Source organism: Arthrobacter sp. ASL1 (genome assembly GCF_056680475.1).
In genome coordinates, this window is the sequence record NZ_CM155284.1 from 1677392 (window position 1) to 1692042 (window position 14651).

15 protein-coding genes and 1 pseudogene are annotated in these 14651 nt (G+C 67.7%); 7 read left to right on the forward strand and 9 right to left on the reverse strand.

Annotation, left to right across the window (positions count from 1 at the left end):
- Positions 1-24: 24 nt before the first annotated feature.
- The gene (locus tag AC1MEQ_RS07900; RefSeq protein WP_479795505.1) at positions 25-891 is read right to left on the reverse strand and encodes a fumarylacetoacetate hydrolase family protein; all 867 of its coding nucleotides are present in this window, start codon (positions 889-891) and stop codon (positions 25-27) included.
- 125 nt (positions 892-1016) lie between these two features.
- Here AC1MEQ_RS07900 and AC1MEQ_RS07905 point away from each other — a divergent pair, with 125 nt between their 5' ends.
- Positions 1017-1433, forward strand: a complete 417-nt coding sequence (locus AC1MEQ_RS07905) for a RidA family protein (RefSeq protein WP_479795507.1) — start codon at positions 1017-1019, stop codon at positions 1431-1433.
- A 123-nt stretch (positions 1434-1556) separates the two neighbouring features.
- On the opposite strand, the gene AC1MEQ_RS07910 is transcribed toward AC1MEQ_RS07905, so the two are convergent.
- From AC1MEQ_RS07910 to AC1MEQ_RS07930, 5 genes are all read right to left on the reverse strand, one after another.
- The gene (locus AC1MEQ_RS07910) at positions 1557-1763 is read right to left on the reverse strand and encodes a hypothetical protein (RefSeq protein WP_479795509.1); all 207 of its coding nucleotides are present in this window, start codon (positions 1761-1763) and stop codon (positions 1557-1559) included.
- 87 nt (positions 1764-1850) lie between these two features.
- Positions 1851-2741: a PaaX family transcriptional regulator gene (locus AC1MEQ_RS07915; RefSeq protein ID WP_479795511.1), complete on the reverse strand. Its 891-nt coding sequence runs from the start codon at positions 2739-2741 to the stop codon at positions 1851-1853.
- Complete coding sequence (locus AC1MEQ_RS07920; protein ID WP_479795513.1) at positions 2738-3160, reverse strand: acyl-CoA thioesterase; 423 nt, start codon at positions 3158-3160, stop codon at positions 2738-2740. The genes AC1MEQ_RS07915 and AC1MEQ_RS07920 overlap by 4 nt, the downstream gene beginning before the upstream one ends.
- Positions 3161-3275: 115 nt before the next feature.
- Complete coding sequence (locus AC1MEQ_RS07925; RefSeq protein ID WP_479795515.1) at positions 3276-4169, reverse strand: diacylglycerol/lipid kinase family protein; 894 nt, start codon at positions 4167-4169, stop codon at positions 3276-3278.
- Entirely contained in the window at positions 4166-5737 is a 1572-nt protein-coding gene (locus AC1MEQ_RS07930; protein WP_479795517.1) for an FAD-binding oxidoreductase, read from the reverse strand. Before AC1MEQ_RS07930 ends, AC1MEQ_RS07925 begins: the two co-directional genes overlap by 4 nt.
- 17 nt (positions 5738-5754) lie before the next feature.
- On the opposite strand from AC1MEQ_RS07930, the gene AC1MEQ_RS07935 reads away from it, so the two are divergent.
- Together AC1MEQ_RS07935 and AC1MEQ_RS07940 are read left to right on the forward strand one after the other, a co-directional pair.
- Positions 5755-6333 (forward strand): TetR/AcrR family transcriptional regulator, encoded by a 579-nt coding sequence (locus AC1MEQ_RS07935; protein WP_479795518.1) that lies wholly within the window; start codon positions 5755-5757, stop codon positions 6331-6333.
- On the forward strand, positions 6330-7859 hold the full coding sequence (locus tag AC1MEQ_RS07940; protein ID WP_479795520.1) for a glycerol-3-phosphate dehydrogenase/oxidase: 1530 nt from the start codon (positions 6330-6332) through the stop codon (positions 7857-7859). The genes AC1MEQ_RS07935 and AC1MEQ_RS07940 overlap by 4 nt, the downstream gene beginning before the upstream one ends.
- A gap of 9 nt (positions 7860-7868) precedes the next feature.
- Here AC1MEQ_RS07940 and AC1MEQ_RS07945 read toward each other — a convergent pair whose 3' ends face one another.
- Positions 7869-9005 carry an MBL fold metallo-hydrolase gene (locus AC1MEQ_RS07945; protein ID WP_479795522.1) on the reverse strand — a complete coding sequence of 379 codons (1137 nt, stop codon included), beginning with the start codon at positions 9003-9005 and terminating at the stop codon, positions 7869-7871.
- Between the two features lie 606 nt (positions 9006-9611).
- Here AC1MEQ_RS07945 and AC1MEQ_RS07950 point away from each other — a divergent pair.
- The 3 genes from AC1MEQ_RS07950 (at position 9612) to AC1MEQ_RS07960 (ending at position 12187) form a co-directional block, all read left to right on the forward strand.
- Positions 9612-10079 (forward strand): MarR family winged helix-turn-helix transcriptional regulator, encoded by a 468-nt coding sequence (locus tag AC1MEQ_RS07950; protein WP_479795524.1) that lies wholly within the window; start codon positions 9612-9614, stop codon positions 10077-10079.
- Positions 10080-10261: 182 nt separating this feature from the next.
- Positions 10262-11752 carry an MDR family MFS transporter gene (locus tag AC1MEQ_RS07955; RefSeq protein WP_479795526.1) on the forward strand — a complete coding sequence of 497 codons (1491 nt, stop codon included), beginning with the start codon at positions 10262-10264 and terminating at the stop codon, positions 11750-11752.
- Positions 11753-11866: 114 nt separating this feature from the next.
- On the forward strand, positions 11867-12187 hold the full coding sequence (locus AC1MEQ_RS07960) for an antibiotic biosynthesis monooxygenase family protein (protein ID WP_479795528.1): 321 nt from the start codon (positions 11867-11869) through the stop codon (positions 12185-12187).
- 82 nt (positions 12188-12269) lie between these two features.
- Here AC1MEQ_RS07960 and AC1MEQ_RS07965 read toward each other — a convergent pair whose 3' ends face one another.
- Positions 12270-13007, reverse strand: coding sequence for an alpha/beta hydrolase (locus tag AC1MEQ_RS07965; protein WP_479795530.1), 738 nt, complete (start codon positions 13005-13007; stop codon positions 12270-12272).
- Between the two features lie 177 nt (positions 13008-13184).
- Positions 13185-13871, reverse strand: a complete 687-nt coding sequence (locus AC1MEQ_RS07970) for an acyl-CoA thioester hydrolase/BAAT C-terminal domain-containing protein (RefSeq protein WP_479795531.1) — start codon at positions 13869-13871, stop codon at positions 13185-13187.
- 247 nt (positions 13872-14118) lie between these two features.
- Here AC1MEQ_RS07970 and AC1MEQ_RS07975 point away from each other — a divergent pair.
- Positions 14119-14650 (forward strand): annotated as a pseudogene (locus AC1MEQ_RS07975) (P-loop nucleotide/nucleoside kinase family protein).
- Position 14651: the final 1 nt, after the last annotated feature.

A 14651-nucleotide genomic window follows, 5' to 3' on the forward strand; every position in this document is an offset into this window, starting at 1 on the left:
GTGGTTCTCCTTGCTGGTTCGGGTTCAGGCGTGGACCGCGGTGGTTTCGACCGCGGCGGGGATCAAGTTGACGGTGTTCTCCAGCCGTCCCAGGCCATCGATCTCGGTGGTCAGGATGTCGCCGTCGGACAGGAAGCGTGGCGGTTTCATGCCGGCGCCGACGCCGCCGGGGGTTCCGGTCAGGACGACGTCTCCGGGGCGCAGGGTGGTGAAGGCGGAGATGTAGGACAGCAGCCGGGCCGGGCCGTAGACCAGCGTGGAGGTGTCGCCGGTTTGTACCAGTTGGTCGTTGACGTAGCCGCGCACCGTGAAGGAGGGGTTGTCGCCGAATTCGTCGGCGGTGACCAGCACCGGGCCCAGCGGGGTGCTGGCGTCGAAGGCCTTGCCCTGCAACCACTGCAGCGTGCGGTGCTGCCAGTCGCGCATGGAGACGTCGTTGGCGACGCAGTACCCGGCGATCGCACCGGCGGCCTCGGCTTCGTCGGCGTGGGAGAGTTCGCGGCCGACGACGACTGCCAGTTCGGCCTCCCAGTCGACCTTCTCGCTGCCCCGCAGCGCCAGGGCGTCCCGCGGTCCGGTGAGCGAGTCGGCGAACTTGGCGAACAGGGTGGGGTACTCGGGCAGCTCGCGGCCCATTTCCAGGATGTGGTCCGCGTAGTTCAGGCCGCAGCAGATGACCTTCGCCGGTTGTGGGACGACGGCGGCCAGGTCGGTCTGGCCTGCGGGGATGGCATCGGTGAGGCCGTGGGCCAGGGCCGCAGCGACGGACTCCCGCCAGCCGTCGCGGGCCAGGAGCGCCCCGACATCGGGGGCGTCCAGGGGCAGGTATCCGCCGTCGACCACGACGGCTGCGGTGGTTCCCGCTGCGGTGCGCAGGGTGGCCAGCTTCATCCGGTGTTCCTTTGCTCGAAATCGATATGTCGACTTTTTTACGGTCGCAACATATGATCAACCTAACACGCACGACGGAATGTGCAATAGGCCACATCCGAAAGTTTTTCTTCCCAGGAGGGGACATGACCATCCAGACAGCAAATGCCCACCAGACCATCAACCCCGAGTCGCTGCCCAAGCCCTCCGGGTACGCCCATGGGATCCTGGCCGGAAACACCGTGTACCTCGGCGGGCAGACCGCGCTGGACCAGGACATGAACATCGTCCCGGGCGGCATCGTCGAGCAGTTCCGACAGGCATTCTCCAACGTGCTCACCACGCTCGAGGCAGCGGGCGGCCGCCCGGAGGAACTGGTCAGCGTCACCATCTACCTCACGGACGTGGACGACTACATGGCCCACGGCCGCGAGATCGGGCGCATCTGGCGGGACATGGCCGGCACCGGCTACCCGGCCATGGCGGGCATCGGCGTCTCACGGTTGTGGCAAAAAGAGGCCCTCATCGAGATCCAGGGCGTCGCGGTCATCTCCGCGCCCTGACGATGCGCCGGCGCTCGCCGGCAACAGAACGACGGCGGGGCGGAACCCGGGTGCATTGCATCCAGGTTCCGCCCCGCCGTGGTCTTCTCGCCGTCGCCACGGTCCATGCCGTGGGGCGACGTCTTATCTGGCGTCGTCGACGGCTTCCTCGAATTTTCCGATCAGCTCGTCGATGGCGCCCGCCTCGGAGGAGGAGTGCTCGTCGGCCATCCCCTGCTCGGAGGCCTCTTGCACCTTGGCGGCGTAGCTGTCCCGATACTCGCTCAAGGCGGTCACCAGGTACGTATATTCGTCGTCATCCAGGTCAACGGTAATGGTGGTAATCGGCATGGCGCCTTCCTTCGAGGTGGGTGCTGTCCGCAGAGGCGGTCGGGGAAAATACTAAATCACCACCGGCGCCACCTGCGCCCTGGAGGTTCAGCCGTCGATGATCTGCCGGGCGTGCTGCTCGGCCAGCGGGGCAATGAGCTGGTGGGTGCGGGTGAACGCCCGACGGGCGGCCGGCTCGCGCCATCCTTCCGGCAGGTGGTCCAGCGGCAGGTCGGGATCGCGGTAGGGCAGCTGGCGCCAGAGGGTCAGCAACGGGATGTAATAGCGGAACGCGTCACGACACGTCTCTGCGTCGGCCACGGCGCCCGTGGAGTTCCCGCCAAGTCGCCGTTCCCACGCCTGGTCGGCACCGGCGTAGACCTCGAGGAACTCACCGATCAGTTCGTCAATCGATTCCAGATCCCACCAGGTGGCGACCTTGGCACGGATGTCCCCTTCAAGGAGGTAGTCCCCGCGGAAGAACTCGACGAAATGGTCCAGCCCCTGGGCCGCCAGCCGCTCACGGGCACGATCCGCCACGCCTGCGGAGGCGATCCAGACCCCGGCGGCGACGGTGCCGAACCCCAGGCCGGAGAGCACGCTGCGCAGGCGGTGGCGCAGGTGCCGTTGGGCCTCGGGCACGGAGAAGAGCGCGAGCAGCCAGGACCGGTCGCCGTCGTCGCGGCGTTCGGCGAAGATCCGCTGGTCGCCCTCGGCGAAGACGGTCTGCAACGACTCGGAGAGTTCGTAGGCGGCCACTCCGTTGCTGCGGGTGCTGCGCAGCACGCCCTTGGCCTTCAGGCGCGAAACGGCAGATCGCACTCCGGGGGCGTCGTAGCCGAGGTCACCGAGCAGGGAGACCAGGCTGGCCACGGGCAGCGCGGTGCCGGGCGCCCGGCAGTACAGGCCGAAGAGCGTAACGATCAGCTGTTGGTGCCGCACCACGGGTGCGGGGATGCCTTCTCCGCTCGTCACATCCGGCACGGTCCCGGCGGTCATGGCCGCTCCCCCGCGAGTCGGGCGCGCATCGGTTCCGGCCACGGGGCGGAACGGTCTTCGCCCAGCGGGACGTGGACTGTGGTGACGGTCCCGTCGGCCGCCAGGCCGCCGACGGAGCGGTCGCAGGGGTGGCCGGTGATCTCGAAGCCGAGGACCAGGGAGGCGTTGCCGACGCGTTCGACCCACACGGTGGCGGTGATCCGCTGCCCGAACCAGAGCCGGTCGCGGAAGTTCACGACCTGCTGCACGCGGGGGCTGAGCGGGAAGTAGTCCACCAGTCCTAGCTCGCGCATCAGCTGCGCCTCGGCGGCTTCCATCCAACGCAGGATGGCGGAGTTGTGCTGGTGGCCGGCGGCGTCGGTATCGACCCACTCCACCGTCCGGTCCAGGGAGGTGGACGGTCCGCGCTCCTGCGCCATGGGTGCTCCTTCGGGTTCCGGGGGCCGACGACGGCCCTCGGCTCAATCTATCGGGATCCTGATCCCGGTAACAATTGGTCCATGGATCCCGCGGGGTTCGATCGCGACACGGGCCTCAGCGCAGCAGCCGCAGGGCGCCGGGGGCCACGTCAATCTGCAGGGCGTCGGCCCCGAGCATCCCCAGCGGCTCGCCGTCACCTCCGAGTGCCGCCGTGGGAGCCGCACTGATGCTGATCGACTTTCCGCGCACCACCTGGACCTGTTCCAGCCCAACATGGGATCCGTCGTAGACCTTGGGGAACGCCCGCAGCATGTCCGCCCTCCCGGCCGCCTCGATGATGACGACGTCGAGCTCCCCGTCGTCGATGGAGGCCGACGGGGCAATCTTCATCCCGGACCCGTAGTAGCCGGAGTTGGCCACCACCACGCAGGCAGCGGTCACCGTGCGTTCCGCTCCGTCGATCGCCAGGGCGAAGGTCGAGGGGACGAACCGCGCCAGGGAGGTCACCGCCGCAGCGGGATACTGCAGCTTGCGGGGCAGCCAGCGGATCTGGTTGACCAGGTCGGCTGTCTGCGCGTCGACCCCGGCATACACCGAACCGACGATTGTCCGACGGTCCCCGCCGGGGAGGATGGCACTGATCAGGTCGGTCGGAACCGGCTCGGCCTCCAGCAGGTTCCTGGCGATCGCGGCCGGATCGTGGTCCAGGCCGGCCATGCGGGCGAAGTCGTTGCCGCGGCCGGCGGGCAGGATCCCCAACGTGCCGCCGAGCCCGGAGACCTCGCCGGCGATGGAGGAGAGCATCCCGTCGCCGCCGACCGAGACGACCACGGCGCCGCGTTCGACGGCTGCCCCGATGGCCTCCAGTGTGGCCCGTGGCCCGGGCGAATAGGAGACCTCGACGTCCGCCCCGGCCTCGCGCAGCAGCCCGGCCACCGGGATCACGGCCCGCATCCCGGAGCCGCCTCCGGAGGAGCGGTTCACCAGGAACGCGAAGGAACGGCTCATGGGATCAGCACGCCCGGGTTCAGCACGCCCGTGGGGTCAAGTTCCCGCTTGACCGCACGCAGGATGGAAACGCCGACCGGACCGATCTCCTGCGCCAGCCACGGCTTGTGGTCGGTGCCGACCGCATGGTGGTGGGTGATGGTGCCGCCGGCGTCGATGATGGCCTGGCTGACCTTCGCCTTGGCGGAGGCCCACTGGGCTTGTGGGTCCTCGGCTTCGGAGACGGCGATGGTGAAGTAGAGCGCGCAGCCGGTCTCGTAGACATGGGAGATGTGGCACAGCGCGATCCGCCGGTCGCCCAGTTCTGCCTTGAGCGACTTCTTGACCGCCTGGTAGACGTTCTCCCGGTTAGACCAGAACGTGGCGGTTTCCAGCGTCTCGACCAAGACGCCGACGTCCAGCAGCGAGTCGCGGAGGTAGGGAGCGTGGAAGCGGCCCCTCGCCCACGCGGCGCCGCGCTCCTCCCCCAGTGACGTTCCGCCGAGTCCGGTCAGCGCCTCGGTGACCTGTTCGCGCCGGGTGGCGACCGATTGGCCCTCGTACCCGACGATCATCACGCAGCCGCCCTCGGCCTCGCCGCCGACGTCGGACTGCGAGGCGAGGTTGATCATCGTCTCGGTCTCGTCCGAGAGGCGCAGCACGGTGGGCAGCAGGTCGTTCTGGGACAGGTGGCGCATGGCCTCGGATCCGGCGGTGAAGGACTCGAACGTCCACGCCTCGTAGACCTTTTCGGCGGGCAGCTTCCGCACCCGCGCGCGCACAGCGGTGATGATGCCGAACGCGCCCTCGGAGCCGAGCACCAGCTGGCGCAGGTCGGGTCCGGCGGCGCTGGCCGGCGCGGTCCCCAGTTCCAGTGGGCCCTGCGGGGTGGCGACGGACAGGCCCACCACCATGGAATCGAAGCGGCCATACCCGGCCGAGGACTGGCCCGAGGAACGGGTGGCGGCGAACCCGCCGATGGACGCGTATTCGAACGACTGCGGATAGTGCCCCAGCGTCAGCCCGCGTTCGGCCAGCGTCGCCTCGGCCTCCGGTCCACGCAGGCCGGGCTCGAGCACGACGGTCATGGACTCGGTGTCGACATCGCGCACGTCCTTCATCCGGGCCAGGTCGACCGAGACGATGCCCGCGAAACCATCGCGGTCCACGGCCAGTCCACCAGTGACGGAGGTACCGCCGCCGAAGGGGACCAGGGCCAAGTGGTGCTGGACGGCGAAGGCGATGAGGGCCTCCACCTCCGCCGCGCTCCCGGGGCGGACCACGGCGTCGGGGGCGTCGGAGAGGTCCCCGGCGCGGGCCTTGAGCAGGTCCGGGGTCGACTTTCCGCGGGTGTGCAGGCGGCGGTCGGCATCGTCGGTCAGCACATTTTCCGCACCAAGCAGGCCGCGCAGGCCTTCGAGTAGTTCCGGCGCGAGAACGCCGGCGGGAACCGCGACCTCGGCGAGCGCCGGGGTGTCGCGGGTGGCGCCCACGGCGAAGTCGATGAGTCCGCGCATGTCGGCGGACAGCTCAGTGGCTGCTGACGGATTGCCCCAACGTGTGGGATGCATCTCATGGCTCTGTGTCATGTGTTACAGTGTGACACATGATGTCAGTTCGTCACAACAGCTATCTGGACGCGGCCCGGGAATCGATCCTCGACGTCGGTTGGAAGCGCACCACACTCACCAACGTCGCCAGCCGCGCCGGCGTCTCCCGGATGACGATCTACCGGACCTGGCCGGACATGGAGTCCCTGCTTGGGGACCTGATGACCCGCGAATGGCAGGGCATCATGGCCACCATCCCCACCGGGCACGACGACGGTGCGCCCACCGCCGCGGACGTCGCCAACGGTGCCGCCACCGCGGTCGCGGCCCTGCGGGCGAACGCACTGTTCCGGCGCGTGCTGGACGTGGACCCGGAACTGCTGCTCCCCTACCTGCTGGATCGCCGCGGACGCTCGCAGGACGCGGTCCTCGCCTTCCTCGCCGACCAGATCGCCGACGGCCAACGAGCCGGGCACATCCGCTCCGGGGACCCCGTCCTGCTGGCGCGTACCGTCGTCCTCGCCGCCCACGGGCTGGCGATCTCGGCACAGACCATGACCGACCCGGCCGGGATCGCCGAGGCGGAGCTCGCCTCGTCCTTCGCTGCGCTGCTGACCCAGGGGCTGACAGCATGAACACCTCGCCCACCTCCATCGGCCACGGCCTTCACGACCTCTCCGGGGAGATCGACGTCCTGGTCGTCGGCCTCGGCGTCACCGGCGCCGGCGTCGCCCTCGATGCCGCCTCCCGCGGGCTCAGCGTGCTCGCCGTCGACGCCCACGACGTCGCCTTCGGCACCTCACGGTGGTCCAGCAAGCTCGTCCACGGGGGCCTGCGCTACCTGGCCACCGGGCAGGTCGGCATCGCCCACGAAAGCGCCGTCGAACGCGGCATCCTCATGGAACGCACGGCGCCCCACCTGGTCCACGCGCTGCCGATGCTGCTGCCGCTGATGTCCAGCGTCACCCGGCGCCAGGCCGCACTGGCCGGCACCGGATTCATCGCCGGCGACCTGCTGCGGCTGGCCGCGCGCACCAGCGCCGACACGCTGCCCCGCCCCCGCCGCGTCACCCGCACCGAGGCCCTCGCCATGGCGCCGTCGCTGCGCGGGGCAGGGCTGCGGGGCGGACTGCTCTCCTGGGACGGACAGCTCGAGGACGACGCCCGCCTGGTGCTCGGCCTGGCCCGCACCGCGATCGCCCACGGCGCCGACGCGCGCACCCGCGTTCGCGCCCTCTCGGTGACCGGCACGGGCGCCGAGCTGCGCGACGAGACCACCGGCGCCACCCGCACGGTGACGGCACGTACGGTCATCAACGCCACCGGCGTCTGGGCCGGCGACCTGGTCGACGTCAAGCTCAAGCCCAGCCGCGGCACCCACCTCGTCCTGCGCGCCGGCACCCTGCCGCGCCTGCACGCCGCCATCACCGTCCCCATCCCGGGCAGCACCAGCCGCTTCATGTTCCTGCTCCCCCAGCCGGACGACACGATCTACGTCGGGCTCACCGACGTCGACGCCCCCGGCGACATCCCCGATATCCCCGAGCCCACCGAGTCGGAGATCGGCTTCCTGCTCGATGTCGTCTCGACCGCCTTCGACAAGCCCCTGCGTCGCGGCGATGTCGTCGGAGCCTACGCCGGGCTGCGTCCACTGCTGGACAGCGACGGCACGACGGCGGATCTCTCCCGCAAGCACGCGGTCCTCACCTCACCGAGCGGGGTCATCACCATCGTCGGCGGCAAGCTCACCACCTACCGGCGCATGGCCGAGGACGCCGTCGACGCCACCGGCCTCGCCGGCGGAAAATGCAGGACGCGGAACCTGCCGCTGCTCGGCGCGGCTTCCCGCGATGCGCTCGCCCGGTTCGAAGGCCACCCGCGGCTCGTCCGCCGGTTCGGCACGGAGGCGCAGCTGGTGCTCGAGAACGCCCGGACCGTCACCGGCCTGGACGACGCCGAATTGCTGGCCCCGATTTCGCCGCACCTGCCGGCCACGCTGGCCGAGCTCATCTTCGGCATCACCCATGAGGGTGCCGTCGACGTGGAGGACCTGCTGGAACGCAGGACCCGCATCGGCCTGATCCCCGAGGACGTCGAGCTGGCCCGCCCTGCCGCCGAGCGGGCGCTGGAGCTCGTCGCGGCGTACAACGCCACCAGGTGACCAGCCCAGTTAGCGCTGCAGTGGGAATCGCTGCAGATCGGAGCCGATGGTGACGCGTCCGTGATACCCGCGCCGCGCCCAGGAAGCCCACTTGCGGGCGTCGATCGGGCTTTCCGCCAAGTCTGCGATATGCGACATCACCAAATGCTTGGCACCTGCGGCGGCGGCAATGGGGCCGACGTCCTGGACCATGACGTGCGATTGGAGCATGTGGTCCAGGGTGGCCGCGGGCATATCGGCTCCCTCGACACTCACCGCCTCATGGACGAGTATGTCGGTGTCCTGCGCCAGCCGGATCAGGTTGTCAGACCGCGCGGTGTCCCCCGAGAAGGTGACCGACCCATGGTCCGTGTCGAAGCGGAAGGCAAAACTCGGGAACACCGGACCATGAGGGACCAGCACAGCGGTGACCTTGACCCGGTCGTCTTCCATCACCGTGAAGGGCTTCATCGGTGGTGCCGTTTTCTGGTAGGTGGCGCCGACGTCGGGCACGCCGATTTCGTGGACCCTCGCCAGTTCCCGTGGATCGCGGACATCCATGTCCCGCATGAAGATGTTGTGGCTGTAGGCGTAGCCCTCGTGCATGCGCTCGGTCAGTTCGGCAATGCCCGGGGTGGGGCTGTCGGGATTCACCACGGGGGCCTTTCCTCCGCCGAACTTGCCCGGCAGCCCGCCCGCTGATCCGGGCCCATAGATGTCCAGCGGACCCGAGAGGGTGTCGCCTTCGCCGTTGGGGATGTGGCCGCCGAGGAGGATGAAGTTGTAATAGTCCGCGAGATGGTCGGCATGCAGGTGCGTGATGAACACCGATTCCAACGAATCGAGGGTCAATCCGGCCCGCATGTACTGCGTGACGGCGGCACGGCCGCAGTCCACGAGATACGTCTTGCCCTCAACGACGAGGGCGGAGGCGATGCCGGTCCGGTCAGGCTCGGGTGGTGGGCCCGCCTGGGTTCCCAGGAGGACGAGTTCCGCTGGCGCGCGCCGGTGCCGACGGTTCGTTGGGGCGCTCTGCGCGGCCTGCGCGGGTGTGGCCATGGCCGATAGCCCCAAGGCTGCCGCACCGCCCAGCCCGGCCAAGGTGGCTCGTCGGGAAAGATTAGGTGTATTGCTGGCGCCCGGGGTGGGCTCGTGGTCTTGGCACATAGTGGTTACCTTTTCGAAGATCGTCAGTAGTCCCGGCGGACCGCGCTCAGCTCCCCGGACAGGCGGGGGCCGGTCTCTCCGATCGGAGGATGCGGTGCGGTGGGATTCTCGGAGCAGTCGGATCATCGACGCCCGCCATGAAGGACTTGGAGGTGATCCACATCATATAAGCGAGGTGCTGCTGCAGCATGAATCCAAACGAAAGATGTCGGGCAGACCGCTTCGTTCCGATACCTGAGAGCGCCCCGGTCAAGTCCGGGCGGAGACCGGCAAGAAGCTCATCTGGGACAGCACCGTCCGAACACTCCGGGCAGGCGTAGACGTCGTGATGGATTGGAACCAGTGGAGTCGGGCTCGGCGCGCCGAATGGGCCGCCGGGCCAGGACCGAAGGATTCGACGTCATCCTCCACCACGTCCGCGTTCCCGTGGAGACTGCGCTAGGACGAGCCGAACGCCACGCCGCGGAGGAAACCCCGGCCGCCCACCCCTCACCCCTGGGGCCATTCGGCACCTGGCGCGGATCTTCGAGGAATTCCATCCCGGGAGGGTGTGCGAGTGGTCGCCCACGACTCCTAGGCACAGCAGCCGCAACCTATGATGGGTCGATGAACACGGGCAGAGCCGCGGATCAAGCGCCGCAGACCGGATACCGGGAGCTGGCCGCAGCACTGGTCGACGTTTCCGAGCACATCAGGCGCTCCGCCCACGAGGCCACCGGATACCAGCCATTGCCCAACGGGATGCTGGACATCCTGCGGGTGATAGAGGTCAATCCCGGCATCACCGTGGCCGAGGTTGCCGCCCGGCTGGACCGCCAGCTCAGCAACGTCAGCACCCAGCTCAAGGACCTGGTCGGTCGGGGCCTGGTCACCCGGAACCGCGACTCGACGGACAAGCGGTATGTCACCCTGCACACCACGGCCGAGGCGGCGCACATCAAGGAAGTGATCGAGTCCTCCTGGGCCGACGCACTGGAGACCGCCGCCCGGCGGCTCCCGCCGGCACAGCAGGAAGAGTTGCTGCTCAGCGAGCCGCATCTGGCGCGCCTGGCAGCCCTCATCAACAAGGGGTGACCATCCGCCGTCGTCGTCATTTGCCTGACCTCGATTAAACACTTATGCTTTTATAAGTAATTGTGAGCAGAGTACGGCCACCGTTGCGCCTTGGCGCACCCCGGCCGTCGTTCCGAGGACGTGGAGTACCGCCCGTCCCGAGGCCGTGCTGCTTCCCGGCCCCCACACCAGACAAGGCATTGATGACCACCTCCCAGCATCGGGAACACCCCTCTTCCGAGCCCGAACGCGCCGTCGGCAAGGGCGTCACCGCGACGATCACGGCCCTCGTCCTCTCCGCCATGATCATGATCCTCAACGAGACGGTCCTGAGCGTCGCCCTGCCCAACCTCATGGTGGAATTCGACGTCACGGCAACGACCGCCCAGTGGCTGACGACCGGCTTCCTGTTGACCATGGCCGTCGTCATCCCGACCACTGGTTTCCTGCTCCAGCGCTTCACCACCCGCCGGTTGTTCATGTGGGCGTTGCTGCTCTTCATTGCCGGCACCGTCCTGGCCGCCGTCGCCCCGTCGTTCGCGGTCCTGCTGGCTGCTCGTGTCATCCAGGCCAGCGGCACGGCCATCATCCTGCCGGTCCTGATGACCACCACGCTGACCATGGTCCCGGTGGCCTACCGCGGCACCGTCATGGGCCTGAACGCCATCGTGATCTCGGTGGCTCCGGCCGTCGGACCGACACTGTCCGGCCTGATCCTGAACTCGCTGTCGTGGCGGTGGGTCTTCGGCCTGATGGTCCCGGTGGCCGTCATCGTCTTCCTCGTCGGTGCCTTCGCCATCAGGACCTCCGGCGAGACGCGCAAGGCACCCCTTGATGTTGTCTCCGTGGTCCTCTCCGCCGTTGCCTTCGGTGGCATCGTCTACGCGCTGTCCTCCATGGGTGAGCTGATCCACGGCTCCTGGGGCCCCCTCATCGCGCTGGTCGTCGGAGCCGCGACGCTGGCCGTGTTCATCCGCCGCCAGCGCACGCTGCAGAAGACCGGTTCGGTCCTGCTGGACCTGCGCCCGTTCGCGGTCCACAACTTCCGTATCTCGGTGGCCATGCTGATGCTGTTGATGGGGACCCTGCTGGGAACGGTCATGGTCATCCCGATCTTCCTGCAGAACGGCAGGGGCATCAGCGTCCTGACGATCGGCCTGTTGCTGCTGCCCGGCGGGTTGGTCCAGGGCATCATCTCCCCGGTGATCGGCCGGCTCTACGACAAGGTCGGGCCGCGCCCCCTGGTCATTCCCGGCGCCTTCATCCTGGCCGCCGGCCAGTGGTGGCTGAGCACCGTGACAACCGGGACCCCTTTGGGCCTGGTCGTCGCCATGCACGTGCTGTTCTGCATCGGCTTCGCCATGCTCATGACCCCGCTGATGACCACCGCGCTGGGCGCCCTGCCGCGGGAGCTCTACGGGCATGGAAGCGCCATCATGAACACCCTGCAGCAGCTCGGCGGCGCCGCCGGCACCGCCGTCCTGATTGCCGCCATGACGATCGGAACCGCCACGGCAGTGGCAAGCGGTGTGGCCGCCGAGGCCAGCGTGGTTGCCGGTACCGAAAAGGCGTTCTTCGTGGGGGGCATCCTCGGGCTGGCCACGATCGTGTGCTCGTTCTTCGTCAGGCGCCTGCCGGACGAAGCACCTGCCCAGCAGGAAGCCGGCGAGGCCACCGAGCGCGTCGACGCCTGACCTGCCGCGGGGCGCATAGGGCCCGGGAGCGCCACGCTCTCGGGCCTTTTTGCTGCCGCCACATGACGCGGCGTCGGGCAATTCGGCGCCCCGTGGTTCTGGAAAGATGGGCGCATGATCCTCGAAAATGCCCTTCTGCCCGTACACCCCGGCCGCGAGGCGGAATTCGAACAGGCGTTCACCGCAGCTAAGCCGATCATTGCCGCGTCGCCGGGGTTCAGGAACATCAGCCTGTCGCGCGGACTCGAGTCGCCCGGCACGTACCTGTTGCTGGTCGAATGGGAATCATTGGAGGACCACACCCACGGTTTCCGGAGGTCCGAGGCCTACGTCCAGTGGAAGTCCCTGCTGCACCACTTCTACGATCCGTTCCCAGCGGTGGAACACTTCGATCCGCTGGGCAACCCTTTGCGGGACAGCGCCAGTTGCCGTTGAGCCTCATGGGAAGATCCAGGCTACTGGTCACTAATAACCTTGGATAGGGAACCCTCTGGCGGGATATTGCCAAGGAGTGGGCTTAGCCGTTCAGCGCCGAGCTGACCCACTCAACGGCCCGTACGACCGCTGCGCGGGAAGCGTCGGTGTGATCGAGCATGTCGAACCCATGTTGGCCTTCGGGCACGTCGAGCACTTCCAGGTCCGCGTGCGATCGCTGCGCGCTAGCAACGAAGTTTTCCACAGTGGCGGCTACTTCTGGGCGCTCTCGGCCGACCCGCGTCAAGAGGATGGGCAAGTTGCCGCTCGTGGTCACGGCTTCGGCCGGGCTGAACCGACCGTTGACGTCGCGGCTCGGCATCGGCCCCAGTGGGGCTAACAATGGATACGTTGCCGCAATGCAGCGCAGCCACTTCGGTGGTTGCCGGAGCCAATCGGCGCTTAGCAGACCGCCGCCGGAAAAGAACCACAGTGCTATCCGATCGGAATCCACGCCCGGCAGGGCGCGGGCCTGATCAACGGCCTCCGCAATGTCGTCCGCTGCGGTGGGATAGTCAGCAATTTCGTGCAATCGATGATCTACGGTGATGCCAACTACGCCGGTGGCCGCGGCCAATGATCCATAGCCCACGTAGACCGGCCAGTCACGCGGAGAGGGCTGCAGGTCCGCCGGCACGGGACCACCGTGGATGAAGACGATCGCCGGCAGAGTTTCATCCCCGTCTTCAGCGGGCCAGTAGATGTCCAGCATGCCTTCACGGCGCCGCTGAGTTTCTAAGTCAGGTACGACGAACGGCTGCAAATATCCGGGATCGGCCATCCGCCCATTCAACCAGATGGACAGGGACTATTGGACTCGCCTCAGATGTCCTCACATTCCCCATCCCATATGAGGAATCCTATGCGGGGCAGGGCTCGTAAGCTCCCCCCTCCGCGCTCCGCGATGAAATCGCCTCTTGCATTAGCGTCTCATTTCGGACTGCGCGCCATGTCTTTGTCAACTACGTGCCCGAAGCAGCCGACCGAGATGCACCCAGACCTCGCGGCCCAGACACTGGTCAGCAGCGAGGCTCCCCCCACGCTGCATCCTTGCCCCGCTTGCAATCGGTTCCTCCCCAGGCAGGACCGTCCGGTGCCCTGCATGCTCTGAAGTGATCGACACGGTCGTCAAGCCGTGAGCAGCCCGGCGCTCGACTATGTCACGAGCGAAGCGAACAGCCGGCCAAACCTGGTCGTCGCCACCACTGATCAGCAAAACCTCCGGAATACGTTCTACCGGGATTGCCGCCCGAGCCAGCTCATACTCGGAAGCAACAGACATCGACCTTTCAAACCTCGAAACGTAGCTCGGCGGGTTCCCGTTGTCGTCATTCTCTGGGGGTGCTGGAGTGAGATAGTCCAGCGGAACGCCGGCATACGTCCAATGCGATGCATAGCGCTGCCCGCGCTCGTCATAGCCTGCCCACACGACAGAAGACGGCGCGAACGCTGCAACGGCCTCGATCCGGGAATCCAGAGTCGAAGCAACCAATGCTGCTTCGGCGCCGAATGAAGTTCCGACGGCCACCAGTCGGTCGACCTCGGGAGCCAGGTCATCCAAGGCACGTGAAAAGGTTTCGATGGGAACTTCCCACGGTCCCGGCTGCAAGCCGTCACCGCCAAACCATCGGAGCGGCAGCGCCACGACACCTGCTTGAGCCAGAACTTTTGCTCGTTGGGAATCGACCCGACCACTCGAACCGGCCAACACCAAAGCGCCTGTCCCACACGGCGATTCGGGACGGTAAATTCTCGGCTGGTGCGGAACGCCCACGGGCTGCCACCTTCGTTTCGAGCTTGCATCTCGCAAGTTCTCCTCGCTTAACGCGATCCTACGGGGCTTTCCCGCCTGCGACCGTTCGCTTCTCGAAAGCGTCTCCGCAGAATGCCCAATGTCGGCTACACCATCGCCCCGTGCCCGTGCCCGGAACGTGGATCGGGTCGGCCCCGCAGTCCACCTCCTCTGCGGACTCAACGGTGCTGGGAAGACGACACTGGCCCGGGAACTCGAGCGCTCCGCCCCGATGGTTCGGTTCACCCTCGATGCCTGGATGATCCGCCTGTACCCCGACACGGGGAGTGACTCCCCCGCCTACGCAGCGCGCCGAGGCCTGCAAACGACTCATCTGGGAGACCGCCGCCGGGGTACTGTCAGCGGGCACCGACGTGGTCCTGGATTGGAACCAGTGGAGCCGTGCGCGGCGTGCCGAATGGTCCTCACGAGCCCGCGACGAGGGCTTCGACGTCGTTCTCCACCACGTCCGCGTGCCCGTTGAAACGGCCATCGCCCGGGCCGAACGCCGCGCTGTTGCGGGCGTTGCCGACGCCCACGTCCTGACCGCAGGCGACATCCGCCATCTGGACGGGATCTTCGAGGAACCACAAGCCGCCGAGGGAATCCGGCTGCTCGTCCACGAATCGTAGG